Below are 24,507 nucleotides of genomic sequence, written 5' to 3' on the forward strand. Positions count from 1 at the left end.
CGTTGAATAGATATACGGTGTTCAGTATACGTGGTGATGTTTTTAAGTGCCTGCGGCACAGCATCAACACCAAAACTGAGCATCATCAATAGATGTACAGCGCAGATAGAGCGTTGTGCGAGTCGATTGTGATGGATTGAAATCGCCCGATGATGGGGTGTGAGGAGTAGAAATGACGAAAACGCGTATCGTTGTCGTGGGCAACGGGATGGTGGGACACCGGTTTTTAGAAGAGCTGTGCGATAAAGGCAATGCCGCTGATTTTGACATCACGGTATTGTGTGCTGAATCGCGAACGGCGTATGACCGAGTGCATTTGTCATCTTATTTTTCGCATCACACTGATGAAGATTTGTCTTTGGTGAAGCCGGGCTTTTTTGAAAAAAACGGCATTAAAGTTTGCGTCGGCGAAGCGGTGAAGCATATCGATTCAGCGCAAAAAGTAGTGCTGACCAATAAAGGTCAATCTCTCGCGTATGACAAGCTGGTGCTGGCGACGGGCTCGTATCCGTGGGTTCCGCCGATTCAAGGCAGCGCGCATCATGAATGCTTTGTGTATCGCACCATTGATGATTTGGATGCGATTGAAGACGCTGCCAAATCGGCCAAAAGTGGCGTGGTGATTGGTGGCGGTTTATTGGGCCTTGAGGCTGCAGGTGCGCTCAAAGCCTTGGGCTTGGCAACGCACGTGGTTGAATATGCGCCGGTGCTGATGGCCGAGCAGCTCGATCGTATGGGCGGCGAAATGTTGCGCCGTAAAATTACGGCGATGGGTGTAACGGTGCATACCGGTAAAAACACCAGCGATATTCAAATGCATGGCGGACAACACGCCGCGCATCGCTTGGTGTTTGCCGATGGCAGTCATTTAGAAGCCGATGTGATTGTGTTTTCGACCGGGATTCGCCCGCAAGACAATTTGGCGCGCTATGGCCAACTGGACGTCGCCGAGCGTGGTGGGGTGGTGATTAATGATCACTGCCAAACGTCAAACGCGGATATTTATGCGGTTGGTGAATGCGCGGCATGGCAGGGGCAGTATTTTGGTCTGGTGGCGCCGGGCTACAAAATGGCGCAAGTGGCGGTCGATCATTTATTGGGCCGTGACAATGCCTTTACCGGCGCCGATATGAGCGCCAAGCTAAAATTATTGGGTGTTTCCGTTGGTAGTATTGGTGATGCGCAAGGGCGCACACCCGGTTGCCATAGCTATGTATTTCAAGACGATCAAGCTGGGATTTATAAAAAAATCGTTGTCTCACAAGATGGCAGCACGCTATTGGGTGCAGTGCTGATTGGTGACGTGGACGATTACGGCCAATTATTGCAAATGATGCTGAACGCAATGCCGGTGCCCGAGCATCCAGACGCGTTGATTTTGCCCGCTTATGCTGGGGCCAAACCGGCTTTAGGCGTGGATGCTTTGCCGGCATCGGCCGTGATTTGCTCGTGCTTTGACGTGAGTAAACAAAAAATTGCCGATGCCGTAGCGGCGGGGCATCACACGCTCGCCGCGATTAAGGCTGAAACGGGGGCAGGTACTGGCTGTGGCGGCTGTGTGCCGTTGATTAGTCAGGTGCTGAATGCTGAATTGGCGCGCAATGGCGTTGAAGTTAAAAATCATTTATGCGCGCATTTCCCGCATTCACGCCAAGATTTGTATCACCTGATTAAAGTTGCTGGCGTAAAAACCTTTGACCAGGCGATTGCTCAGTTTGGTCATGGCTACGGCTGTGAAACGTGTAAACCAACGATTGGTTCGATTTTGGCCAGTGCTTGGGGCGAGTATGTGCTTTCGCCAGCTAATACGCCGTTGCAAGACACCAATGATGTGTTCTTAGGCAATATGCAAAAAGACGGTACGTATTCGGTGATTCCACGGATGGCCGGTGGCGAGGTGACGCCAGAAGGCTTGATGGCATTGGCGGCGGTGGCTAAAGATTATGGCTTGTATACCAAAGTCACTGGCGCACAGCGCATTGGCTTGTTTGGCGCGCACAAGGGCGATTTGCCAGCGATATGGAGTCGCTTAATTGATGCTGGCTTTGAAACTGGCCAAGCGTATGCCAAATCATTGCGGATGGTGAAAACCTGTGTCGGCAGCACTTGGTGCCGGTTTGGCGTGCAAGACAGCGTGGGCTTGGGGGTTGATCTTGAGCATCGTTACAAAGGGATTCGCACGCCGCATAAAATGAAATTTGGTGTGTCCGGTTGTACCCGCGAATGCGCTGAAGCGCAGGGTAAAGACGTCGGCATTATCGCCACGGACGCCGGTTGGAATTTGTATGTGTGCGGTAATGGCGGGATGAAGCCGCGCCATGCGGATTTACTGGCGTCGGATTTAGACCGCGAGACCTTATTGCGCTATCTCGATCGTTTTATGATGTTTTACGTGACGACTGCTGATAAATTGCAACGCACGGCCAGCTGGTTATTAAGCATGGAAGGCGGCGTGGATTATCTGCGGTCGGTGATTGTGGACGATAAGCTCGGGATTGCCGAACAATTAGAAAACGATTTGGCGACTATCCGCAGCCAGTATCAGTGCGAATGGCAAACCACGTTGAACGATGCCGATCAATTGGCACGTTTTGCTCACTTTATTAATAGCGAAGCGCATGATCCGAATGTGCAATTTGTGCCGGCACGCGAGCAAGTTCGCCCAGCGCAATTGGACGAGCGCAAGGTCATTGCCATTAAGCCGATTATTTAAGGCGCAATATCGCGCAGCAGCGGGGCGTCGACATCGATTTGGATTGGACGCACTCGCCCTGATTGTCGAGCGTAAGGAGAGAATAATGAATTGGAATGCAGTCTGTGATTTGAAAGCCATTTTGCCCGGTACTGGGGTGTGTGCTTTAGTGGGCGAGCGGCAGGTGGCGATTTTTCGGCCGTATGCCGATGAGCAAGTGTTTGCGCTGGATAATATTGACCCGCCGTTTGCTGGGGCCAGTGTGTTATCGCGCGGTTTAATAGCCGAGCACGATGGCGAGCTATGGGTGGCCAGTCCATTGAAAAAACAGCGTTTTCGTTTGCGCGATGGCGTTTGCTATGAAAGCACCGAGCGCTCGATTCAAAGCTATCCGGCCCGCGTGGTTGGCCAGCAGGTTGAAGTGCAAATTTAAGTTTTAAGCATCGTTAAAAACCGCCATGCGATTGATTTTGCATGGCGGTTTTTATTTAGGCGATCACTTGGTGGTAGGTTTCTACCTGATACGACTCCACCCATTGCGGCATGATGTGATGGAAATAATGTTGAATGGCCGGTTTGGCGCAATGCTGCTCAAAAGCAGCAAGGTCGACAAATTTTTCGACAAAAGTCATCCGACGTGGCTCATCGCGGCTGATGTTGAGCTCGTAACGAATACAGCCCGCTTCGCGGCGCGTGTCGGCAATCAGGTCAGCAAGGGCGGCCAGTAGTTCGGTTTGATGGCCTTCTTTGGCTAAAAAGCTCGCCACACAAACCAATTGCTGGGCGTTGACGACATAGTTCGATTCAGTTGAGTTAGACATGGGTTTTTATGCGGTGGATTTGAATCTACGCATTGTACGCACACGGTGCAATCACAGCCAATCGAGTGAGTTGTGGGCGTAGGTAGCGTATGCATGGCGTTGTTCAGATACGGTGCTTATGGTTTTAAGTGCCTGCGGCACAGCATCAACACCTAATCTGAATATTGCCCATTGAATACGGGTATCTCGTGCTAGGCTCTATATCGAATCGATCCCATCGTTATACCCGTCAAACTCATCCGCCTCACCAACGACTTGGTAAATCACGTTCAGGCTAAACCCTCGGCTGGCGAGGTAGCGTAGTTGTTTGCCGCGTGCTTGATGATCGATCGGTGCCGCTTTGAATTTTTTTTGCCACACTTGCCGTGCGGTGTCGATTTCATTGTCGATGGCTTGCAATAGGGCGCTGGCAATCAGCTCGGCGTTCACGCCTTTTTCTTGTAGTTCATGCCTTAATCTTTGTTGGCCATAGCGTTGGCTGCGAAAGTAAACCCATTGCTCGGCAAAGCGCTCATCCGATTGCCAGCCGCGCTCAATAAAATCATCGAGCACGGCGTTGATTTCTTCTGCGCTGCTTTCTGGATAAGCGATGGCTAATTTTTGCGCTAGCTCTTGTCGGGAGTGGTCGCGCCGGCCAAGGTATTGCAGCGCTTTATTGCGAATTGAAACCATGATGTACTCTTAAATCCTCTTTGCTGGCGCAAAAAAAAAACAACAGCCCCACCCAAGGGTGAGGCTGTATTGGCGTGCTGGCGCGAGTTTAATCGCCTAGTTCGTCACCATTATCCATTTCGATGGGTAATGGTGCACCGTTGAGTTTTTTCTCTGACTTTGCGGGCAATTTCATCGGCCACTTCAGGATTGTCTTTCAGGTATTGACGTGAATTCTCCAGACCTTGACCAATTTTATTGCCGCCATAACTGTACCAAGCACCGGCTTTTTCGACGATTTTGTGCGTTACGCCTTGCTCGATGATTTCACCTTCACGAGAAATCCCTTCGCCATACATGATGTCAAAGGTGATCACGCGAAATGGCGGGGCTACTTTGTTTTTGGCCACTTTAACTTTGGTTTGGTTGCCAATGATGTCTTCGCCTTTTTTGACTGCGCCAATACGGCGGATATCCAGACGAACTGAAGCATAAAATTTCAGTGCATTACCACCAGTGGTGGTTTCAGGGCTTTGGCCGGGCATCATATTGCCGATTTTCATGCGCAATTGGTTAATGAAAATAACCAAAGTATTGGTGCGCTTGATATTGCCGGTGAGTTTACGCAGTGCTTGGCTCATTAAGCGCGCTTGCAAGCCCACGTGTACATCGCCCATTTCGCCTTCGATTTCGGCTTTAGGGGTGAGGGCTGCCACTGAGTCGATAACAATGATGTCTACACCACCTGAACGAACCAGCATGTCACAAATTTCTAGGCCTTGTTCGCCAGTGTCTGGCTGAGAGATCAGCATGTCAGAGACATTCACACCAAGTTTTTGGGCGTAAATAGGGTCGAGTGCGTTTTCGGCGTCGATATACGCAGCTACACCACCGAGTTTTTGTACTTCAGCCACGACATGCAAGCACAGCGTGGTTTTACCAGATGATTCTGGGCCAAAAATTTCGACGATACGGCCACGGGGTAAACCGCCGACACCCAATGCTAAGTCAAGACCGAGTGAGCCAGTTGAAACGACTTGCAGATCACTTTCAATTTGATTGTCGCCCATTTTCATGATGGCGCCTTTACCAAACTGACGTTCGATTTGCGCTAATGCGGCAGTGAGCGCTTTGCTTTTATTGTCGTCCATGAAGTGGTTCCCAGTGAATTAGATTGAGTTGGCTTATTATAGAACAATCGTTCTTTTTTGCAAGCGTTCTGTGCGTGATTTATGCCGACTGTGCATTGCGGCTGTCTGGCAAGGTAAAATAAAAGGTTGCGCCTTCGCCTAGATTGGACTTCACCCAAAGATGGCCATTATGGCGGCTGATAATGCGCTGCACAACGGTGAGGCCGATCCCTGAGCTGCGCGGCTCGTTTTGTGAGCGAAAAAACGGTGTAAATAAGCGTCTGGATTGCTCAGGATCTAGGCCAAGACCTTGGTCGGCAATATAAAACACCGGTTGGCCGTTGATGGTATTGCAGGCAAATGTAATGTGAATCGCTTGCTCTGGCTTGGCAAATTGCCATGCATTTTCAAAAAAATTGTACAGCGCAATGCGCATTAAATGCCGATCAGCAAAGGCCACCATTTCTGCTTGGATGTGCAGGCTGATTTCGCGCTCGGTTTGCAGCAAGCTAAGCTCTTCCATAATATCGTTGGCCATTTCACTCAGATTGATCTCGTCTGGCCGTAATTCATTGCGCGAGAGTTCTTGCAGCATGAGCAAATCATCGATGCGATTGCTCATGGTTTGGGTGCTGCTGCGAATGCGCGCAGCAAATAATTGCGGGCGTTGCCGTCGAGTTTTTCGCGGTAGTCATCAATCAAAACTTGGCTAAAGCCGTCTATGGTTTTTAGCGGTGAGCGTAAGTCTTGCGCGATCGAGGCCATTAAAATTTCTAGTTCATGATTAACGGTGACTAAGGAGCGAGAGCGGTTTTCAACGACTTCTTCTAAATGGTGGCGATATTGTTCTAGTTGTTGCTCATTGTGTTTACGCGCTTGGATGTCAAATAAAAAGCCCTGCAAGTGCGCTTGGCCATTTTGATCTTGGCTCACGGTAGCAAAAAAATGTACCCAAATGGCTTTGCCACTGGCCGAGAGTAATCGGCATTCAAATTCATGGGTTTGCCCCAGCATCATTTTGTCGGCAAATAGCGGATAGGCGAGATGTCGATCATCAGGATGTAGATAGTTGCTTAAAAATGCTTCGCTATACCAAACCGCAATCGGAAAGCCTAGTAGTTGCTCGGCTTGCGGGCCAACATAGGTAAATCGCCATTCGTCTGGGCGCGCATCCCAAGGAATAATACGCGTGGATTCAACTAAGCGGCGAAAACGATCTTGGCTCACCCGCAGCGCGGATTCGATCTGTTTGCGGCTAATTAGGTCGGCTTCGAGCTGCACATTTTTTTGCTCTCTAAAGTGCCAATTAAATCATGCAAGGCTTGTCGAGTGCTTTCTAAGGACTGGCCTAAATGCCCTAACTCATCATGGCGACGCCAGATAAATGCTTGATTGAGCTGACGATCTGCCAGTCGTTGCGATTGCTCGGTGAGTTTTTTCAGTGGCCGTAAAATGCGCGAGTTCAGTAAGAATAAAATCAAGGCCAAGCTCAGAACAACTTGCACGATGACCGCGAGTAAGTAAATTTGTAATTTACGTTTGATGTGCTGCGTGCTGATGCCATCAGAAAACTCAACGGTGGCGATGCCAATGGTATTGCCTTGTTTGATGACTGGGCGCGAGAGCGAGGCGGTATAGCCCTTTTTACGCTCTGGCTGATTGGCCGATAAAAATGGCCCCAGTTTTTGATCGTTAATGGTGATGCTGACGGTGCGCTCGTCGCTCATTAAGGAATCGAGCAAAGGGCGCGCTGATTCTGGTGCCAAATTCCACAGGGGTTCTTGCATACCAAGAGCAAGTACGTCGGCGATACGTTGCTGGTCACGCGAGATTTGATTTTGGGCCGCTTGCTGCTCGTACCGCAGGCCAATATAACCGGTGATGGTGGCGGGCAAGCATAGGCCAATCAAGATGGCGAGGATGACTGCGGAACGTAAAGACAGGTTCATTAATGCATTTTCTATGGGCGGCTTGCTAATGGCATACAGTTTAAAGCAGACCACTCAGATTACACATGCTTGCAGCATTTTTGCAGTGTGTGTCCAACACTTCTGGTTTTGATCTGCAACATTAAAAATGCATAATCTAACGCTGACGAACGGTAGTACAGGGCATAATGGCTGACAAATAGATCGCCTTGGGAGGATGTTCGATGCGTGTCATTATTCTTGGTGCTGGTGTGATCGGCGTAACAACGGCGTGGTTTTTAGCGCAAGAAGGTCATGCGGTCACGGTCATTGAACGCGCACAAGAGCCCGCGCGCGAAACCAGCTATGCCAATGGCGGACAAATTTCTGTTTGCCATGCCGAGCCGTGGGCCAATCCCAAGGCACCGTGGAAAACCTTGCAATGGCTGGGCGAGGAAGACGCGCCGTTATTATTTCGTTTAAAACTCGATTGGCATCAATGGCGCTGGGGCTTACGTTTTCTTGAGCAATGTACCAAGGCTAAAGCGAAGGCCAATTTACAAAACTTAGTGCGATTGGGTTTATATAGCCGCGAAACCTTGCAATCTGTGCGGCTGGCCACAGGGGTGGCCTATGATCAGCGCACCGAAGGGATTTTGCATTACTACACCGATACCGCTGAGTATGAATCGGCGATTCCGGCCGCAGCCTTAATGCGCGAAGTGGGCTTGGATCGGCAGGTGAAAACGGCGGCAGAATGTTTGGCCATTGAGCCCGCACTAGCGCAATCTCGTTACCCGATTGTGGGCGGCACGTATACGCCCAGTGATGAATCAGGTGATGCGCGAGAATTTACCAATCAATTGGCCGAGCGCTGCATGGCGATGGGGGTTGAATTTCGCTATGACTGCAGCATTGAAGCCTTAGAGCGGGTAGGGGACGATGTGAAAGCGGTGCGCGTTTTGAGCGCAGAAAACGGTGCTGAACGCTTGGCGGCGGATGCGATTGTGGTGTGTTTGGGTAGTTACAGCCCGATTCATTTGCAGCCCTTGGGTATTACCTTAGATATTTATCCTGCCAAGGGGTATTCAGCCACGATTCCAGTGGTTGACCCGCAGTTTGCGCCGACGGTGAGCTTGACTGATGATGGCTATAAATTAGTTTTTTCGCGCTTAGGGAATCGTTTGCGGGTAGCAGGAACGGCTGAATTTAATGGGTATAACTTAGATTTAAACCCGATTCGTTGTAAAGCCTTGATTGATCGCACCAGTCAAATTTTTCCAGAAGGGATGGATTATCAAGCGGCCGAATTTTGGACCGGTTTACGCCCGGCAACACCGGGTAATCTGCCGTATATTGGCCAAACCCGATTCCCAAGTTTGTGGCTCAATACCGGCCACGGCACGCTGGGCTGGACTGAATGCTGTGGCTCGGCAAAAGCCATTGCCGATTTGATCGCCGGCCGCCAGCCGGAGGTGGATTACCCGTTTGTAAGGGGTATTTAAGTCTGGGTATTGCTGTTTGAAGGCTAGGTGGCAATACCCCAGCTAGCTGGATCATGAGCGGCAGGTAAAGAAAGCTGCCGCACAGTGAGCCTCGCTCAGCGCCAGTATTTCGGCTAAAACAGCCATTCAAATTTGCTATTGGAAATCATTAGTCAGAACTCACCCATACCACTCATTCGTTCAAATATCGATTTTGAATGCGGTACATCTCGCTTAAAAATACTTGTCAGTGTATATATTGCTACCAGCTAGTAGACCCTAAGCCGCATGCTTAGGCTGGAGGCGAGAAATGTCAAAAACGATCTGGATTACCGGTGCGACCGGTGCTATTGGTTCTGCATTGTCACATGAGTTGGCAGACCAAGGGTGTCGCCTGATTTTGAGTGGACGCAATGAAGCCAGTTTGCTGAGCTTAGCGGCTGAGATCAATGGCGAGACATTGGTTGTGCCTGGAGATTTAAGCGCCACTGGCACAGCGGACATGATTTTACAAACCGCACAGCAACTCAATTTTATCCCCACGGGTTTTGCGCATTGCGTTGGCTCGACTTTGATCCGCCCCTTGCATCTGACTGCGGCGCACGACTGCGAAGCCGTATTTGCGCAAAACTATTTTTCTGCATTTTATGCGCTCAAAGCCTTTGTCAATCTGCAACTGAATACCAAAACACCCGCCTCTGCGGTGCTCATTGGCTCTTTGGTTTCCAGTGCAGGTTTTCCGAATCACGAGGCGATTGCCAGTGCGAAAGCGGCGGTAGCCAGTTTGGCACAAACGGCGGCAGCGACCTATGCCAATAAAGGTATTCGGGTCAATGCGGTGATGCCGGGTTTGACTCGTTCTGCGCTATCGGCGCGTTTGACAGGCACGCCTGAAGCACTCGCGCGCAATGCACAAATGAATCCCATGGGCATGGTAGGTGAAGGAAAGGACAGCGCAGCCCTGATTGCATTTTTACTCAGTGACGCGGCGCGCTGGATCACTGGGCAAATAATTGGTGTTGATGGTGGACACGCCCATTTGCATCCGCCGCCGAGAACATAGGGGTATATCAACGTAGGCTATTAAATAATTGCCTTAAAGAGGCATACCCATAAATTAAATCTGAAATCAATGACACATCATAAACTGACTTTGCCGGAGAAAATCTGCCCAATTTGCCAACGCTCTTTTGCTTGGCGCAAGAAATGGGAGAAAAACTGGGCGTCGGTCAAATACTGTAGCGTACGCTGCGCGCAAGAACAAGGGTAAAGGATGAGCACACTCCGACTGATTTTGGGAGACCAATTGAATATTCGCCACAGCTGGTTTAGCCAAGTCGAACGTGATCGCAGTGATGTGCTGTATGTGTTGATGGAGCTGCGCAGCGAAACTGATTACGCCCACCACCATGCACAAAAGGTGCTGGGAATTTTTGCCGCCATGCGCGGGTTTGCACAAGCCTTGCAACATGCGGGTTGCCGCGTGCGCTACATAAAAATTGGCGACCCCGATAATCGCCAAGACTTTGTTGGCAATTTATCTGACTTGATTGCCTGCGAGCAGATAGCACACCTGGAACGCCAACAAGCGGATGAATATCGGCTAGAAAGCCAATTTTTGGCCGCCGAATCAGAGCTAGGAATTGCCGTTAAAGTGGTCGATAGCGAGCATTTTTTGGCCGATCGAGCGCTCATCAGCACGCAATTTGCGCAAAAAATCCCACGGATGGAGTTTTTTTACCGCGCGTTACGCAAGCAGTATCAAATTTTACTCGATGCCGATGGTCAACCACTGGGTGGGCAATGGAATTTCGATCAAGACAATCGCAAGCGCTGGACCGGCCAACCCGCTGCGCCACAATGGCCCAATTCCGCTGCTAATTTGCGCGATCTGTGGGGCGAAATTGTGTCTGCTGGTGTCAAAACACTAGGCCAGCCGCAGGCTGAGTCTTTTCCTTGGCCGATAACGCGCACTCAGGCCAAAGATTCTCTGAGTACGTTTATTGCCAACGCACTGCCTAATTTTGGCGCGTATCAAGATGCAATGAGCACCGCATCGCCGACTTTATTTCATGCTGGGCTCTCGTTTGCGCTCAATCTCAAATTACTGCACCCGCTCGAAGTGATTCACGCGGCTTTGGCTGAATTTACTGCTGGCCGTGTTTCGATTGCTACTGTGGAAGGTTTTGTGCGGCAAATTTTAGGCTGGCGGGAATTTGTTCGCGGTGTGTATTGGGCGCGTATGCCAGCGTATGGTCAGCTTAATGTACTTGAGCATCGGCGCAGTTTGCCGAGCTGGTATTGGAATGGGCAAACCAAAATGAATTGCCTCAAACACGCCATCGCTCAGTCGCTCGAACTGGGCTATGCGCACCATATTCAACGTCTGATGGTAACGGGCAACTTTGCTTTGTTGACGGGGATTTCGCCCGATGAAGTGGATGCGTGGTATTTGGGGATTTATGTTGATGCATTTGAATGGGTGGAAATGCCCAATACGCGCGGGATGAGCCAATACGCCGATGGCGGCCTGCTGGGTAGCAAACCCTATGCAGGCTCGGCCAGCTATATCAATAAAATGAGTGATTATTGCAAAGGCTGTTACTACGAGCCCAAACAGCGCCACGGCGAAGGCGCTTGCCCATTCAATAGCCTGTATTGGCATTTTCATCATCGTCACGCGGCAACCCTCGAAAAAAATCCAAGACTGGGAATGACTTATCAGACCTGGCGAAAAATGGCCGACGATGAAAAGTCAGCCACTTTGGCACAGGCTGAGCGGTATTTATCGCATCTGGATCATCTATAAATTCTGGATTAATGGATAAAAACCATGCAAGGTGTGCGGACGGAATCGAATTGGGATGTGATTGTCATTGGCGCGGGCATGGCCGGTTTAAGTGCAGCGAAAAAACTGCAAGCAGCAGGTCGACGCGTTTTAGTGTTAGAAAAATCGCGTGGTGTCGGCGGGCGGATGGCAACGCGGCGTGACGAGAACGCACAATGGGATCATGGCGCGCAATATTTTACCGCGCGCTCGGCGATATTTCGTCGCCAAGTGGCGATCTGGCTGCGTGCCAATCTGATTAGCCGTTGGACTGCGCCGATTTATGCGTGGGATGGTCAAAGCCTGCAAATCAGCTCTGCACAACAGCGCTTTGTTGGCACGCCCAAAATGAACGCGCCCTTAAGAGCGATGGCTACAGCGCTGAACCTCAAATTGTCGGTGCAAGTCAAGGCGATTCAGGCCACGACGCAGGGTTGGCAAGTGAGCGCGGGTGAACAAATCTGGCAAGCGCAACAGCTTGTGCTGGCAATACCCGCGCCGCAAGCAGCGACACTGATTCCCTCCGCGCACCCGATGCAGGCCGTTCACGCTTTTGCCACACATACACCCATGCAGCCCTGCTGGGCGGTGATGCTCAGCTGTGAGCACGCCATTAATTTGCCGTTCGCTGGCGCTTTCATCAATGACGGCGCGCTATCTTGGCTGGCGCACGACAGTAGCAAGCTCGGTCGAGCGGGCCAAAATTGGGTGCTACACGCCAGCGTGGCTTGGTCGCAAGCTCATTTAGAAAACTCAGCTGATGAGGTCATTGCTTTATTGATTCAGGAGTTCAATCGCCTGCTTGCGCAGTGGGGGCAGGCTGAACCCAATTGGCAAACTGCTTTGGCGCATCGCTGGCGATTCGCACAAGGAAGCAGCACTGAAGCTGTGGTTCAATCCGCTGAAACGGGTTTGGTATTGGCTGGTGATTGGCTAGCTGGTGGACGTATTGAAGGCGCATACCTATCAGGCATCGATGCGGCAAATGCCCTGCTGGCCGCAACAGTTGTTCAATAAGGGAAGCAATCGTGAAGCAAGCGGTTTATTGGTTTCGCAATGATTTACGCCTCAGCGATAACGCGGCATTAGCACATGCTTGCCAGCAAGCGGATCAAATCACCTTGGTTTACTGTCTGCCACCCGAAGAAGATACTCAGTGGGGTTTACTCGCCTAGGTCAGCACCGAAAATCGTTTCTGGCTGATACCCTAATGGATTTAGCGGCGCAGTGTGTCCAAAGAGGAAATCGTTTGCTGATTGTAGAGGGTGATCCAACCATGGTGTTGCCGTCTATTTTGCAACATCTGAAGGCCAATACGGTATATTGCGAGGTGATAGCCGCGCCGTATGAAATGGCGCAAGTAGAGGCACTTCGTACCCAAGGCTACTGCATCGAGACCATTTGGCAATCGAGCTTGCTCGATCCGGTCACACTGCCATTTCATCCTCAAGACTTGCCGCTGATATTCACCACGTTTCGCCAACAAATTGAACAATCGGGTACTGTGCCACCTGCGCCGCTCGATTTAATTCAACAATTACCCGCAGCACCGAGCGCAGTGAAAGCGCTACAGAGCGTCGATTTAAGCGAATGGGTGGGCACGCCTTGCCTGGATGAACGAAGTGCATTTCCCTATCATCAGCCGCAATGGCATGGAGGAGCGACTGCGGCGCTGGCGCATTTACAGCGTTATTTTGCATCTGGTTTAGCAGATCAATATAAGCACACTCGCAATGGCTTGATTGGCTGCGATTACTCCTGTAAGTTTTCGCCGTGGCTGGCCAGTGGCGCGCTATCGGCAAGGCAGATTTATCAGCAATTAATCGCTCATGAAGCAATCAATGGCGCGAATGAAAGCAGCTACTGGATTTGGTTCGAGTTGCTATGGCGAGATTATTTCAGGTTATTGCATCTACGTTTTGGCGTGCAACTGTATCGCGCCAAAGGCCTGAATGATGCAGCGACGATTTCACATCAAGCCGATCATTTTTTAAAGTGGAGTCAGGGTGAAACTGGCCAGCCATTTATCGACGCCGGCATGCGCGAGCTAGCTGCCACGGGTTATCTTTCCAACCGAATGCGACAAAATGTGGCCAGTTTCCTGATTCATGATTTGCAATGTGATTGGCGAGCTGGCGCAGCATGGTTTGAATCACAGTTGATTGATTACGATGTGTATAGCAATCAAGGAAATTGGCTGTATTTAGCCGGTCTCGGCACTGATCCAAGGCCAAATCGACGCTTTAATATTGAAAAGCAGATTAAAAACTACGATCCCAATCATGATTATTTGCAGCTATGGTCTTATTAAAAGAGCTTTGTGAATCACAGTGAGCTTAATGTGAGATGGCTGCTTTGGCTGATGTGTAGATGCTGAAGCTTAAAAAATAAAAGGCGGCTAACCAATCAGGCTGCGGCCTTTCGTTTTCTGGGATCATGCTAGTGCTGCTCGGCCTAAGCGGTCATTCCTCAGGATCAAGTGAGCCGAGATCCCTTCAATCACTCTGGTAGAAATACAGCGGTGCTCTTGTAGGCAACAAGAGACCATGCCTAAATATTTTTCAAGCTTGTTTTAGTAAGAAATAGCAGGGATTAGACCAGCGGTAGAGACTTTTGCTTGATAAATGAGCGTTTGCTCATGCATAATTGAGCAAACGCTCATTTATCAAGCACGGCCCCACCATGAAAAATATCGGCTCGAATAATTCTTCTGTCACCGCCATTGGATCGACCAGTGCCACGTTGAAAGCTATTGCTAGCAAGAACAAACCTGCATTGGCACTAACCTTGTCATTGATCGGGCTTGAAAATCTGCTACTTGTTGCCTACCCGCTGCTGGCTGGAATGGCCATTGATGCCATAGCACAGAAAAATTGGACCATGGCTTCAATTTATGCCCTGGTGGTGCTGTTGTTTTGGCTCATCGGTGCATTACGCCGTTCCGTGGACACAAGGGTATTTGCTCGGATTTATGCTCGGCTGGCAGTACCTGTAGTTTTAAACCAACGGGCAACCACCGAAGATCACTCCGTCGTTGCGGCACGCGTGACTCTGGCTCGCGAATTTGTCGATTTTTTTCGAGCGCCATGTACCAGCGATTCTTACTAGTGTGGTGTCTATCATCGGAGCCGCAGCGATGCTACTGATAATCGAACCATGGCTTGGAGCTGCTTGTCTGGTCGCCCTAGTGGTTTTCATTATCGCGATGAAGCACATCACATTAGGGAACCAGTTGTTGCATGAACGGTTACACAACCAGCAAGAACGAGAAGTTGATCGGGTAAAACGCGCCCCCGAAGCCCTTCTGGGTAAACACTATCGCCTACTTGCAAGACTCCGGATCATGGTCTCTGACATCGAGGCCAAAGCTTATCTTGGGGTGGGGATTGGTGCCGCAAGCCTATTCCTCCTGGCAATTACATTGCTGGTGTACAAGCCCGAAGTTACTCCTGGGCATGTCTACGCTGTAATGACATACCTCTGGAACTATGTGACTAGTTTGGATGATGGACCGGGACTAGCGGATCAGTTTGCCCGTCTACGCGATATTGGACGCAGGGTTCATACAGAAGATCCGATCCGAAACTAGGTTGATTCATCAGACAATATTTTATGTAAATTCATCGGATAGGAGCCCTTACCTATATGCCACGCCCAACCAGCCCGTTACTTCGCAAGCAGTTGATTGAAGCTGCAATCGAGTTGTTTATTGAGAAAGGCTTCAATCAAGTCACTACGCGCGATCTGGCTGAACGAGCCGGACTCTCTCGTAGTCATCTGTATCTCTATTTTTCCGACTGGAAAGAGCTGCAAAAAGCTGCGTTCACAGAATTTGCCAGTCAGGAGTTGGCAAATGTGGACGACATTCTTGCGATTGAAGACAAACATGATGCAGTGCTGTCCCTGATTATTTGTCTTTTGCCAGCAAAACAAGACACTAGTTGGAAACTCTGGATCGATCTCTGGAATGCGGCCCAGCATGATGAGGAGATGGCAAGGCTGTATATCGAGCGGCAACAGAAATGGCCAAATGTACTGGCTTCCTTATTAGACGCTGGACAGCAAAATGGAGTCTTTTCCCTGACACAACCAGCCCGTTCGGCCAGACAAATTGTGGCGTTGCTCAATGGCTATGCCGATCTGCTTCGATTAGACGAAAACCTAAGGGAAGAAACAATTTCAGAGTTGCTAGAAGGCGTTGATTTGCTCATCAAGCCAGATCGCTCGTTCCAAAACGCAGTAGCAACTGTAGCTGCCGGTCTGGATAAATGAAGATGACGAATTCAACGCGCTATTTAGAGTTGGACATCGCTAAGGGGCTAGCGGTGTTGTTCATGATTCTTGTTCACACTCAGGACAGCTTTGCTACCCCAGAACTCAAGGAAAGCTTGCTTGGCGGATTGATCGATGTAATGGGCGGCGTTCCGCGCTGCGCCGGTCTTCATGTTTTGATGGGAGCTGGCGTAGCATTTAGCTCTGCAACGCCTGTCAAACTAGCCAAGCGTGGAGGAATACTGCTTCTGTTGGCATTAGCACTGAACTTACTTCGAGGTGGTATTCCTTACAGTCTCGCTAGCTGGTTCTTCAATGACCCAACCCGTCTTGAACTTGGGGTGGAACAAACTTTCTTTATCGACATACTCTGTTTTGCTGGATTGAGCATGCTACTGCTTGCCATGTTACGGCGCATCTCTGCTCCGCTATGGGTCTATGCATTGCTTGCGATCCTAACAGGGCTGCTAAATATTTGGCTTCTGAAAACAGCCACTTGAATGGCCCTTGGTGGGGCAGCCCGTTCTATGGAGCTACACATTTGTCATTTTTTTCCGCTACTGAGTTGGGTGGCCTATCCTCTGCTGGGTGTTGTGTACGGATCGCTTTTAAAACAATCCGCAAACAAAAGTGTTTTTCACTGGCGTGCCTTTGCATTTGCGACCGTGGTAGTTCTGCTTGGGATAGTGTTATTCAGTCCTGGATTGGAGCGCGAACTGGGCTATTTGGGTGAATATGGTTACTACCATCACCGACTGCTCGGCAACCTGTTCTTTTCGGCGATGATCATGATCTGGATAGCGGTGATTTTCTGGGGGCTGCGTTACATCAGTGAACGAGGTGTGCGCTTTCTAGAGTTTATGAGCGTCAACGTGAATGCGCTCTATATTGTCCACTGGATCATCATCGGCTGGTTGGTTGCCTTCACTAGCTTCAAAACTGATTCTGAGCTTGTTTTGATACTCCTGATCATGCTGATCACGGCACTAAGTTGTTTTGCGGTACAAAGAAAAATCGTACCTAAGTTAGTCTAATTGACCAAAAAACGATGCAAATAATTAATCCAATCTTGGAAGTATTAAGAAATGAATAAAAGAGACTTTCTCAAATGTTTTGCTCTGGCAATGGTGAGTGGTATTACTAGCGCTTCCGCAGGAGCTATCAGTAAAACATCAAGCGCATCAGCAGGCTCAATTAACAAGAAAAGAATAATTGTTATTGGTGCTGGATTGGCTGGCTTAGCGGCTGCGCGAGAATTGAAAAAACATGGGCATGATATTGTTGTTTTAGAGGCAAGGGATCGAATTGGAGGTCGAATTTGGACGTCCGATCGATGGTCAGACATTCCTTTGGATATGGGGGCAACATGGATACATGGCGTGAAGGGAAATCCAATTACTGCACTTGCAAATGAGATTTCAGCTAAACGTCTTATAACCAGCTATGACAAGACTGCCACTTATGCATCCAAGGGGCATATCCTGTCAAAAGCAGAGGAGAGCCGTATCGAGCGCCTAAGTAAACAAGTATTTGAGATACTAGGACGTGCTCAAAATAGTGATACTGATTTATCGATTGCAGATGCGATAAAACCCTTGCTACAAGCAAATAATGGATCAGATGACGTGATTAGTTTGATCAATTTCATATTAAGCGGCCAAATTGAGCAAGAGTATGCCGGCAGTATTAATGAGCTTTCGACGCATTGGTATGATGGCGCAAAGAGCTTTGAAGGAGATGATGCACTATTTGCGGAGGGGTTTGAGATAATCATCGATTATCTAGCAAAAGGAACAAAAAAAATTGAATTGAATCAAATTGTAAATGAGATTAATTGGCAAGATTCTCAAGTGAAAATAGTAACGAATCGCGGGGAGTATATTGCTGATCAAGTGATTGTGACTTTGCCATTAGGTGTGTTAAAAACACAAAGTGTGCGTTTTGTTCCTGATTTACCTCTGCAAAAAATAACCGCAATTCAAAAAATAGGGATGGGAGTATTGAATAAGTGCTATCTGCGTTTTTCGGAGGTTTTTTGGCCAAAGAATATCGATTGGTTGGAGTACATTCCCAGTCAACATGGGAGGTGGACTGAGTGGGTTAGTTTCAAGCGGGCAGCTAACCAGCCCATTTTGCTTGGATTCAATGCAGCTAATCGAGGACGTGAGATTGAAGCATTAGAGGATCATGAAATCGTTGCTAGTGCGATGGAGACCTTGAAAACCATCTTTGGTCGTGAGATACCAGACCCGATAGACTATCAAATTACACGATGGGCTTCAGATCCTTTTGCATTGTAAGCGCTCAGCCGCTCCACCACCTTGACGCTTAAGTTTCTGCTAGCGCTCGTAGCGGTAGTAATTCATCAATTCGGCTGTTCGGCCAAGTGGGTAGCTTTTCTAGGGTGTCGGTGAGCCAGGCCATCGGGTCGAGGTCGTTGAGTTTGGCGGTACCCAGTAGCGTTTGAATCGCGGCAGCGCGTTGGCCGGCACGTTCACTGCCCGCAAATAACCAGTTCTTTTTGCCAATCGCAATCGGCCGAATGCTGTTTTCGACCGGATTGTTATCGATTGGCGCGATGCCGCTTTGGGCGTAGCGTTCAAGCGCCGCCCAGCGCCGTTGGCTGTAAATGATCGCTTTAGCCAAGGCGCTATTGGGCGCCACTTTGCTGCCGGTTTCATCCAACCAAATCTTGAATTCGAGCAATTTAGGTTGCGCTGCTTGCTGACGTAGCGCCAAGCGTTGCTCGAGGTTCAAATCTTTAGCCTGCGCTTCCAGTGCATACAGTTCGCCAATTCGACGCAGTGCCTCTGCGGCAATCGGGCTGCCGTTGGCCTGATGCAATTCGAAGAATTTGCGCCGTGCGTGCGCCCAGCAACCGAGCTCAATCACGCCGGTTTTGAACAGCGCTTTGTAGCCGCCGTAATCGTCGACCATCAGTTGACCTTGCCAATCGGCGAGGAAATCACGGACGTGTTGACCCGAGCGACCGCCTTGGTAGTCGAACAAAATAATCGGCGCACTGCCACTCAAGGGCGTATTGCGATACGCCCATAAATACGCTGTTTTGGTTTTGCCTTTGCCCGGATCAAGCTGTTTGACTGGGGTTTCATCGGCATGCAGCACTGTTTCGCCTTTTAGTCGTTCACGCAATCGATCCGCCAGCGGCTGCAACCACCAACCAACGGTGCCGACCCAACTGGCCAGCGTGCTTTCTGCTAACGGCACTTCGCTGCGTTCGGCGATTTGCCGTAACCGATACAGCGGCAAATGATCGACGTATTTGCTCACCATCACCCACGCCAAAGTGGCCGCAGTGGGCAAACCACCGTGAATGATCGCGGCTGGAATCGGTGCAGCGGTCATCGTTTGGCAGCTGCGGCAGGCGTATTGCGGGCGAATGTGGCGCAACACGCTAAACACCGCCGGTTGCACATGCAGTTGCTCGCTGATGTCTTCGCCGACTTTAACTAAACCCTGACCACATTGGCCGCAGGTGCATGATTCAGGTTCATGAACCATATCAGTACGCGGTAAGTGCGCCGGTAAGGCTTGGCGACCTGCGCGAATGCGCGGCTTTTTATCACTGCCTTCGGGATTGGTTTGGGCTTGCTCGGCGGCGAGTTTGGCTTCCAGCGCCGCCATATCGGCATCGAGCGCTTCTTCAAACAAATCCCGTTGTTCGGTATTCATCACCTCGGTCTTAGCGCCATAACGCATGCGGCGCAGATAGACCAATTCCATCGTTAGCGCTTCGATGGTTTGCGTTTTATTTTGGATGTCGGAGACGTATTGCTTGAGTTGTTGATCTTGCTGAGTGAGCAACTCAGATTGCGCCAAAATCGCCGCGCGGACTGCGGCGGGTAGGTTTGAATTGGCGAGTTCTTGAGCGAGATCCATGTGTTGATTTTACAGGGTATTGCCCTAAGAATTATATATTACATGCTGTATAGCGCAATACTGCGACAACAATTTTATCCATCCTCATCGTGAATTAGTAGACGTATTCTGGCAGCGGTGGCGGCGCTAATCGTTGCCAGTCGACACCGCTCACCAACCATTGCCACTGCGCCGCATCCAGCGTAAACACCGTATCACCTACTTGTGGCCAAACAAATCGACCGTGATGCAAGCGTCGTTGCGCCAACCAGACGCCAGAGCGATCCCACAGCAGTACTTTGAGGCGATTGCTGCGCTGATTGCGAAAGGCATACGCCGCCCCTTCTACGGGTGAACGCTGCAAATTGGCATGAATCTTGGCCGACAAACCCTCGATACCAAGGCGCATATCGACCGGTTCGACAACCAATTGCAGCGAAGCCAATGGCGGCATCATGTCAAAGCGCGCAGCAGATTCGCCAACCAAGTGGCGCAGGTGCTGGTCGGTAAGGTCAAATCGACCCCATTGGCCAAACGCAGCTGCAATGTTTCGGCACTGGGCGTTGGCCATTGCGTCGTCACCAAAGTCAGCGGGGCAATGGACGAATTTGTTATGGGTGCTGCATCAAAAGTCGTGGTGGCGGATAAATGGGTTTGATGGCGTTTCACCCAGCTTGAAAAAAGTAGCACGCTTATATCCATGCTGGCGACAAAACGCAGCCTGAGTCAAGCCGCTGGCTCGCCAAATATGCACCGCTTTCAAACTCAGATCCGATCGACGAACGCCCATGCTACCGCTCCAGAGATAAAAAGCGCAGCATGCCAGAGTCAGTGAAGAAGTTGCTGTGGTACGGCTGAACCCTTACTTTGCATTCGGTTCATATTCATTTAATGCCGTGGGTACAACACCGAAATCACGCAAAGATTTAGCTGAAGCAGTTCAAGGTAAACTATTTTTCGCAGGCGAGGCTACAGAAGCAGCGTATTTTGGTACCGCACATGGTGCTTTTATGTCAGGTATAAGGGCTGCCAAAGAAGCAATTTTGAACACCCACGTAGATAAATAGTTACCTGGCATGATACTCCGTTTTCGCCTAACGACCGCATGGTTTTATCGAGGATGGTTCTGCCTATTTTTTTATTATCGGATGTCCCCATTCATAACGATGCACGCCGGAGTGCTTTTCTTAGCTGGCTACGGGGTCAGATCACTAACATGCAAATTTAATACTATTTCCGAATGAACTGTCTCAGAGTTGAACGGCATATAGACTTATAGTCTGGGCGGTTAGGTTTTTTATGCACATCAAGGTCCGCTTAGGCCGAGGTGCAGATGCCGACGATTGAAAAGTGAGAGGCAGCTAAACATCAGGTTGCAGCCTTTGTTATTTTGGTTTTGTGTCTGAGCTAATTGGCCTAAGCGGGCATCTTTGGGAGCATGGTCTCGCTGAATTTACTTTAAACGTCGGCGTCCGTTTTAAGCTGCTCCCCTCAGATATTTGCACACCATATTCTTTACCGTGCCAAGAATCCTTTAACAAACAGAGGTGCTTTTTTAGAGCATTTTGGTTGGTAGGGGCGTGCCAATTGAGTGTAATTCCCGCTGGTTTATACACACTGTTTACCCACACGTCTAAAGACAATTGATGAAGCCTAAATCGCACGATAACTCTGCACTTGAGTTGAACGTGCGGGTTTAGTTGAGAGCGTGCAGTAGATCTATATGATTGCCGTCGTAATTAAACCGCCACTGGCGCTTTAATCGCTGGGTGTGGATCGTAGCCTTCGAGGGTAAAGTCAGCAAATTCAAAGTCGAATAAATCGGTTTTGGCTGGGTTGAGCTTCATTGTTGGTAGACTGCGTGGTGATCGAGAGAGTTGCTCTTTGACTTGTTCAAAATGGTTGCGATAAATATGGCAATCGCCGCCTGTCCAAATAAAATCACCCGGTTGTAAATCACACACTTGCGCCAGCATCAACACCAAGGTGGCGTAAGACGCAATATTGAATGGCACGCCTAAAAATAAATCGGCGCTGCGCTGGTACAGTTGGCAGGATAATTTGCCGCGCTGATCGGGGTCGTCTTTTTGCGCCGGGGCCACATAAAATTGGAAAAATGCATGGCAGGGCGGTAGCGCCATGTTTTCAATTTCACCGACATTCCACGCTGAAACGATAATGCGGCGTGAATCAGGATTGGTTTTTAATGCCTTGATGACGTCGGCGATTTGGTCGATATGGCGGCCATCACGCGTTGGCCAGCTGCGCCATTGGTAGCCATAAATTGGCCCCAAATCACCTTCAGGACTCGCCCATTCGTCCCAGATTTTAACGCCATGCTCATGCAGCCATTTGATGTTGGTGTCGCCACGTAAAAACCACAGCAATTCATTGATGATGGATTTGAGGTGGGTTTTTTTGGTGGTGACTAAGGGAAAACCTTCGGCAAGGTTAAAGCGCATTTGATGGCCAAAAACCGAAACGGTACCAGTGCCAGTGCGATCTTCTTTGGCTACGCCGTGATCGAGTACGTGTTGCAGTAAATCTAAATATTGGCGCATCGAGGCAGCTCCAGCAATAAACCCTGCTGGCGCAGGGTTTGAGAATGAGTAAATGAGGATGGATTTTACAGGACAGTGGCGTTGGTGTCTGTGTGATCTATTTCGGTACACAACGGTAAGGTGATAATAAAACGCGCCCCGTGACCAAATTGGCTTTCGCAGCGAATTTCGCCATTCATGGCTTCAATCAGCCGTTTTGAAATCGACAAACCCAATCCGGTCGTGTGTTCGCCGCCCGTGGGGCGCGCGGAAAGGCGGCTAAATTTTTTGAATAACAACACCATTTCATGCGGTGCCACGCCCGGACCTTGGTCGCTCACGCAGATTTCGATGTGATTGCCGATATTTTCGGTACTAATGACAATCGTGCTTTCATGTGGGGCATATTTCACCGCATTAGAAATTAAATTATCCAACACTTGCCACAGTGCCGAGCGGTCTGCGGTTAATCGCAAATGATTGCCTTGATAATGACAATGCTGTTGTTTGTGAGCGAGTCGTTCTTGCCATTCATTCATCACGTCTTCAATTAAGCCATCGATGGCAGTGGGGGCAAAAACCAAGCGTACCGATCCGGTTTCTAGGGCATTGTGATCGATTAAATTGCCAATAATATTTTGAATGCGTCCGGCCAATTGATTAATGCCGCTGAGGCGGTTTTGAATTTTATCGCTTGGCCATTCGTGTAATCGATCTTTGAGTAACACCGACATGCCTTGAATGCTGGCGACGGGATTTTTTAAATCGTGTGCGGCAATGGTGAGTAATTCATTTTTTTCATGATTGAGGTATTTGAGCGCTTCATTGGCTGCTTGTAGTTGCAAATTACGGCTAGCTAATTCTTGCGTTCTTTCATTGACTAGTTCTTCAAGATGATGGCGGTGCGATTGCACGGTTTGCGCCATGTCTCTAAAACTGCGTGCTAATTCACCAATTTCATCGTCGCGATGGGTATCGAGCTCGGTAGATGGTTTACCTTGCGCTAACGCTTGAATGGCATTTTTAAGCCGAGTGAGTGGCTTAATAATGTCGGTTTTGAGTACCCAAGCTAATAAACCTAGTTCTAAGGCGAGGGCGATCATGCCGAGTAATAAAATAATACTGGCTGATATTGCCGCTTTGGTTTGCAATATTTTTTTGGGATAGACCGTCACAAATAACCAATTGGTGCTTTTGATTGGCGCAATACCTAGCCAGCTTTCTTGATCTTTAGTCTCAATAAAACGATCGAGTGGCTGAGCGGTTTTGATGACCGCAAATAAGTCCTTGAGCGGCGTCGTACTATTTGCAACTTGGAATTTACCGTGTTGTTGCTGAATTTGCTGCATGTAATTGGGGTGAGAAATCAAATGGCCATCACGGCTGATAATAAAATTATAAGTACCAGGAATATTCACGGTATTGGTGCGGGCAATTAATTGCGTTAATAACACGTCTTGGCCAACGCTACCGATGTATTTACCTAAGTAATCAATTGGCGTAACAATCGATACCATCCATTCTAAAGCTTGTTTATCGTAATAAATGCCAGTCCATTGGCTGGCTCTTTGTGGATTGGCTGCCGGCGTAGCAATGATTTCTGGCTCGACAGTTTCAGCGAAATCAGCCAATGAGCCACTGCGCGCATAATTGAGTTGCGGCAAATACATTAAATTGGCATCGGAAATATTCAGATCAATAAAAGTATCGTAATAGTTGTTACTAAACGCGGGCCCATATTGTGAAAGCAAATCATAGGCTAAAACCACTTGGCGTTTAAATTCGGGAGAGCGCTTGGCGGTGGGTAGGATGGCAATAGTGGCACGATGTTCAAAATCATCTAATTCATATTTAATACGCCACATACCGTCTTTATCTTGGCGCAGTAATTGATCGAATGCCGCGCTGGCATTGGTATTTTGTTCTAAGCCGTAGCGGCGAATGAATTCATCACGAACCAGCCGCGTATTGCCCTCGGCATTAATAAATAGACTGCTTTCAATTTGGCTGCGCGCGTCGATATATTTAGCTAAATGAATCAGCGCTTCTTCTTGTAAGCGCTGGTAGCTGTAGTAATAACTAATCGCTGAAATTGCAAACGCCGCTAAGGTGATGCGCAACGCCATATTGCGCAAAACACGACGAAATAAATGACCTGATGATGAATTGAATATCCGCATGCAGCGACAATACAATAGTCTTTTGCATGAGGGAAAACAATTAGAACAATGGCATTGGATATATGTTGGTTTTTTACGTAAAAGCGCGCGTATCACACGGCGTCGATGTGCTGATGACGGGGTG

At 49.2% G+C, this 24,507-nt stretch carries 27 protein-coding genes; 16 read left to right on the forward strand and 11 right to left on the reverse strand.

Annotated elements, in window-relative coordinates; translation table 11 throughout:
- Nucleotides 1–172: 172 nt before the first annotated feature.
- Entirely contained in the window at nt 173–2,713 is a 2,541-nt protein-coding gene (gene nirB, locus GKO28_RS15060; RefSeq protein WP_182076897.1) for a nitrite reductase large subunit NirB, read from the forward strand.
- Nucleotides 2,714–2,798: 85 nt separating this feature from the next.
- Nucleotides 2,799–3,125 carry a nitrite reductase small subunit NirD gene (gene nirD, locus GKO28_RS15065; protein WP_182076898.1) on the forward strand — a complete coding sequence of 109 codons (327 nt, stop codon included), beginning with the start codon at nt 2,799–2,801 and terminating at the stop codon, nt 3,123–3,125.
- A 55-nt stretch (nt 3,126–3,180) separates the two neighbouring features.
- Here nirD and GKO28_RS15070 read toward each other — a convergent pair whose 3' ends face one another.
- The 6 genes from GKO28_RS15070 to GKO28_RS22405 all read right to left on the reverse strand — a co-directional run bounded on the left by GKO28_RS15070 (nt 3,181) and on the right by GKO28_RS22405 (nt 7,297).
- Entirely contained in the window at nt 3,181–3,513 is a 333-nt protein-coding gene (locus GKO28_RS15070; RefSeq protein WP_173534503.1) for a putative quinol monooxygenase, read from the reverse strand.
- A 198-nt stretch (nt 3,514–3,711) separates the two neighbouring features.
- Nucleotides 3,712–4,185, reverse strand: a complete 474-nt coding sequence (gene recX, locus GKO28_RS15075; RefSeq protein WP_182076899.1) for a recombination regulator RecX — start codon at nt 4,183–4,185, stop codon at nt 3,712–3,714.
- Between the two features lie 110 nt (nt 4,186–4,295).
- A complete protein-coding gene (gene recA / locus GKO28_RS15080) occupies nt 4,296–5,315 on the reverse strand; it encodes a recombinase RecA (RefSeq protein ID WP_182076900.1) in 1,020 nt (339 codons plus the stop codon).
- 79 nt (nt 5,316–5,394) lie between these two features.
- Nucleotides 5,395–5,916, reverse strand: a complete 522-nt coding sequence (locus tag GKO28_RS15085) for an ATP-binding protein (protein ID WP_182076901.1) — start codon at nt 5,914–5,916, stop codon at nt 5,395–5,397.
- The gene (locus GKO28_RS15090) at nt 5,913–6,575 is read right to left on the reverse strand and encodes a PAS domain-containing protein (RefSeq protein WP_182076902.1); all 663 of its coding nucleotides are present in this window, start codon (nt 6,573–6,575) and stop codon (nt 5,913–5,915) included. Before GKO28_RS15090 ends, GKO28_RS15085 begins: the two co-directional genes overlap by 4 nt.
- Nucleotides 6,554–7,297 (reverse strand): HAMP domain-containing protein, encoded by a 744-nt coding sequence (locus GKO28_RS22405; RefSeq protein ID WP_203564192.1) that lies wholly within the window; start codon nt 7,295–7,297, stop codon nt 6,554–6,556. Before GKO28_RS22405 ends, GKO28_RS15090 begins: the two co-directional genes overlap by 22 nt.
- A 149-nt stretch (nt 7,298–7,446) precedes the next feature.
- On the opposite strand from GKO28_RS22405, the gene GKO28_RS15100 reads away from it, so the two are divergent.
- The 13 genes from GKO28_RS15100 to GKO28_RS15160 all read left to right on the forward strand — a co-directional run bounded on the left by GKO28_RS15100 (nt 7,447) and on the right by GKO28_RS15160 (nt 18,084).
- On the forward strand, nt 7,447–8,706 hold the full coding sequence (locus GKO28_RS15100) for a D-amino acid dehydrogenase (RefSeq protein ID WP_182076904.1): 1,260 nt from the start codon (nt 7,447–7,449) through the stop codon (nt 8,704–8,706).
- Between the two features lie 289 nt (nt 8,707–8,995).
- The gene (locus GKO28_RS15105) at nt 8,996–9,748 is read left to right on the forward strand and encodes an SDR family NAD(P)-dependent oxidoreductase (RefSeq protein ID WP_182076905.1); all 753 of its coding nucleotides are present in this window, start codon (nt 8,996–8,998) and stop codon (nt 9,746–9,748) included.
- A gap of 69 nt (nt 9,749–9,817) precedes the next feature.
- On the forward strand, nt 9,818–9,955 hold the full coding sequence (locus tag GKO28_RS15110; RefSeq protein WP_182076906.1) for a DUF2256 domain-containing protein: 138 nt from the start codon (nt 9,818–9,820) through the stop codon (nt 9,953–9,955).
- 3 nt (nt 9,956–9,958) lie between these two features.
- Nucleotides 9,959–11,494, forward strand: a complete 1,536-nt coding sequence (locus tag GKO28_RS15115) for a cryptochrome/photolyase family protein (RefSeq protein WP_182076907.1) — start codon at nt 9,959–9,961, stop codon at nt 11,492–11,494.
- A gap of 24 nt (nt 11,495–11,518) precedes the next feature.
- The gene (locus GKO28_RS15120) at nt 11,519–12,529 is read left to right on the forward strand and encodes an NAD(P)/FAD-dependent oxidoreductase (protein ID WP_182076908.1); all 1,011 of its coding nucleotides are present in this window, start codon (nt 11,519–11,521) and stop codon (nt 12,527–12,529) included.
- Between the two features lie 11 nt (nt 12,530–12,540).
- Entirely contained in the window at nt 12,541–12,687 is a 147-nt protein-coding gene (locus GKO28_RS21750) for a deoxyribodipyrimidine photo-lyase (protein ID WP_203564193.1), read from the forward strand.
- A 35-nt stretch (nt 12,688–12,722) separates the two neighbouring features.
- A complete protein-coding gene (locus GKO28_RS15130; RefSeq protein WP_282099435.1) occupies nt 12,723–13,823 on the forward strand; it encodes a DASH family cryptochrome in 1,101 nt (366 codons plus the stop codon).
- 371 nt (nt 13,824–14,194) lie between these two features.
- Nucleotides 14,195–14,620 (forward strand): ABC transporter six-transmembrane domain-containing protein, encoded by a 426-nt coding sequence (locus GKO28_RS21755; RefSeq protein WP_203564195.1) that lies wholly within the window; start codon nt 14,195–14,197, stop codon nt 14,618–14,620.
- A 4-nt stretch (nt 14,621–14,624) separates the two neighbouring features.
- Nucleotides 14,625–15,101, forward strand: a complete 477-nt coding sequence (locus GKO28_RS21760) for an ABC transporter six-transmembrane domain-containing protein (RefSeq protein WP_307839113.1) — start codon at nt 14,625–14,627, stop codon at nt 15,099–15,101.
- Nucleotides 15,102–15,157: 56 nt separating this feature from the next.
- Nucleotides 15,158–15,784, forward strand: coding sequence for a TetR/AcrR family transcriptional regulator (locus GKO28_RS15145; protein WP_182076909.1), 627 nt, complete (start codon nt 15,158–15,160; stop codon nt 15,782–15,784).
- 2 nt (nt 15,785–15,786) lie between these two features.
- Nucleotides 15,787–16,284 carry a heparan-alpha-glucosaminide N-acetyltransferase domain-containing protein gene (locus GKO28_RS15150; RefSeq protein WP_203564197.1) on the forward strand — a complete coding sequence of 166 codons (498 nt, stop codon included), beginning with the start codon at nt 15,787–15,789 and terminating at the stop codon, nt 16,282–16,284.
- Entirely contained in the window at nt 16,285–16,818 is a 534-nt protein-coding gene (locus GKO28_RS15155; protein ID WP_182076911.1) for a hypothetical protein, read from the forward strand.
- Between the two features lie 51 nt (nt 16,819–16,869).
- Nucleotides 16,870–18,084, forward strand: coding sequence for an NAD(P)/FAD-dependent oxidoreductase (locus GKO28_RS15160; RefSeq protein ID WP_203564198.1), 1,215 nt, complete (start codon nt 16,870–16,872; stop codon nt 18,082–18,084).
- Between the two features lie 28 nt (nt 18,085–18,112).
- On the opposite strand, the gene GKO28_RS15165 is transcribed toward GKO28_RS15160, so the two are convergent.
- The 3 genes from GKO28_RS15165 to GKO28_RS15175 all read right to left on the reverse strand — a co-directional run bounded on the left by GKO28_RS15165 (nt 18,113) and on the right by GKO28_RS15175 (nt 20,353).
- Nucleotides 18,113–19,684, reverse strand: coding sequence for an IS66 family transposase (locus GKO28_RS15165; RefSeq protein WP_182076912.1), 1,572 nt, complete (start codon nt 19,682–19,684; stop codon nt 18,113–18,115).
- 94 nt (nt 19,685–19,778) lie between these two features.
- Nucleotides 19,779–20,120, reverse strand: a complete 342-nt coding sequence (gene tnpB / locus GKO28_RS15170; RefSeq protein WP_203564199.1) for an IS66 family insertion sequence element accessory protein TnpB — start codon at nt 20,118–20,120, stop codon at nt 19,779–19,781.
- Complete coding sequence (locus GKO28_RS15175; RefSeq protein WP_182076913.1) at nt 20,117–20,353, reverse strand: hypothetical protein; 237 nt, start codon at nt 20,351–20,353, stop codon at nt 20,117–20,119. The genes tnpB and GKO28_RS15175 overlap by 4 nt, the downstream gene beginning before the upstream one ends.
- 155 nt (nt 20,354–20,508) lie before the next feature.
- On the opposite strand from GKO28_RS15175, the gene GKO28_RS15180 reads away from it, so the two are divergent.
- Nucleotides 20,509–20,730 carry an FAD-dependent oxidoreductase gene (locus GKO28_RS15180; protein WP_182076914.1) on the forward strand — a complete coding sequence of 74 codons (222 nt, stop codon included), beginning with the start codon at nt 20,509–20,511 and terminating at the stop codon, nt 20,728–20,730.
- Between the two features lie 672 nt (nt 20,731–21,402).
- Here the strand turns inward: GKO28_RS15180 and GKO28_RS15185 are convergent.
- Nucleotides 21,403–22,224, reverse strand: a complete 822-nt coding sequence (locus tag GKO28_RS15185; protein ID WP_182076915.1) for a thymidylate synthase — start codon at nt 22,222–22,224, stop codon at nt 21,403–21,405.
- Nucleotides 22,225–22,289: 65 nt separating this feature from the next.
- Nucleotides 22,290–24,383 carry a sensor histidine kinase gene (locus tag GKO28_RS15190; protein ID WP_182076916.1) on the reverse strand — a complete coding sequence of 698 codons (2,094 nt, stop codon included), beginning with the start codon at nt 24,381–24,383 and terminating at the stop codon, nt 22,290–22,292.
- Between the last annotated feature and the right edge of the window lie 124 nt (nt 24,384–24,507).

Origin of the sequence: Deefgea sp. CFH1-16 (assembly GCF_016881365.1) — a bacterium.
In the GTDB taxonomy this organism is placed as follows: domain Bacteria; phylum Pseudomonadota; class Gammaproteobacteria; order Burkholderiales; family Chitinibacteraceae; genus Deefgea.

Excerpts from the sequence above, each read along its gene's own strand:
- GKO28_RS15190 (WP_182076916.1), bottom strand. The coding sequence starts at position 24,383 with ATGCGGATATTCAATTCATCATCAGGTCATTTATTTCGTCGTGTTTTG.
- GKO28_RS15160 (WP_203564198.1), top strand. The coding sequence starts at position 16,870 with ATGAATAAAAGAGACTTTCTCAAATGTTTTGCTCTGGCAATGGTGAGT.
- recA (WP_182076900.1), bottom strand. The coding sequence starts at position 5,315 with ATGGACGACAATAAAAGCAAAGCGCTCACTGCCGCATTAGCGCAAATC.
- GKO28_RS15070 (WP_173534503.1), bottom strand. The coding sequence starts at position 3,513 with ATGTCTAACTCAACTGAATCGAACTATGTCGTCAACGCCCAGCAATTG.
- GKO28_RS15130 (WP_282099435.1), top strand. The coding sequence starts at position 12,723 with ATGGATTTAGCGGCGCAGTGTGTCCAAAGAGGAAATCGTTTGCTGATT.
- GKO28_RS21755 (WP_203564195.1), top strand. The coding sequence starts at position 14,195 with ATGAAAAATATCGGCTCGAATAATTCTTCTGTCACCGCCATTGGATCG.
- GKO28_RS15115 (WP_182076907.1), top strand. The coding sequence starts at position 9,959 with ATGAGCACACTCCGACTGATTTTGGGAGACCAATTGAATATTCGCCAC.
- GKO28_RS15110 (WP_182076906.1), top strand. The coding sequence starts at position 9,818 with ATGACACATCATAAACTGACTTTGCCGGAGAAAATCTGCCCAATTTGC.
- GKO28_RS15165 (WP_182076912.1), bottom strand. The coding sequence starts at position 19,684 with ATGGATCTCGCTCAAGAACTCGCCAATTCAAACCTACCCGCCGCAGTC.
- tnpB (WP_203564199.1), bottom strand. The coding sequence starts at position 20,120 with ATGATGCCGCCATTGGCTTCGCTGCAATTGGTTGTCGAACCGGTCGAT.
- nirD (WP_182076898.1), top strand. The coding sequence starts at position 2,799 with ATGAATTGGAATGCAGTCTGTGATTTGAAAGCCATTTTGCCCGGTACT.
- GKO28_RS15150 (WP_203564197.1), top strand. The coding sequence starts at position 15,787 with ATGACGAATTCAACGCGCTATTTAGAGTTGGACATCGCTAAGGGGCTA.
- GKO28_RS15155 (WP_182076911.1), top strand. The coding sequence starts at position 16,285 with ATGGCCCTTGGTGGGGCAGCCCGTTCTATGGAGCTACACATTTGTCAT.
- GKO28_RS15100 (WP_182076904.1), top strand. The coding sequence starts at position 7,447 with ATGCGTGTCATTATTCTTGGTGCTGGTGTGATCGGCGTAACAACGGCG.
- GKO28_RS15120 (WP_182076908.1), top strand. The coding sequence starts at position 11,519 with ATGCAAGGTGTGCGGACGGAATCGAATTGGGATGTGATTGTCATTGGC.
- GKO28_RS15085 (WP_182076901.1), bottom strand. The coding sequence starts at position 5,916 with ATGAGCAATCGCATCGATGATTTGCTCATGCTGCAAGAACTCTCGCGC.
- recX (WP_182076899.1), bottom strand. The coding sequence starts at position 4,185 with ATGGTTTCAATTCGCAATAAAGCGCTGCAATACCTTGGCCGGCGCGAC.
- GKO28_RS15105 (WP_182076905.1), top strand. The coding sequence starts at position 8,996 with ATGTCAAAAACGATCTGGATTACCGGTGCGACCGGTGCTATTGGTTCT.
- GKO28_RS15145 (WP_182076909.1), top strand. The coding sequence starts at position 15,158 with ATGCCACGCCCAACCAGCCCGTTACTTCGCAAGCAGTTGATTGAAGCT.
- nirB (WP_182076897.1), top strand. The coding sequence starts at position 173 with ATGACGAAAACGCGTATCGTTGTCGTGGGCAACGGGATGGTGGGACAC.
- GKO28_RS15185 (WP_182076915.1), bottom strand. The coding sequence starts at position 22,224 with ATGCGCCAATATTTAGATTTACTGCAACACGTACTCGATCACGGCGTA.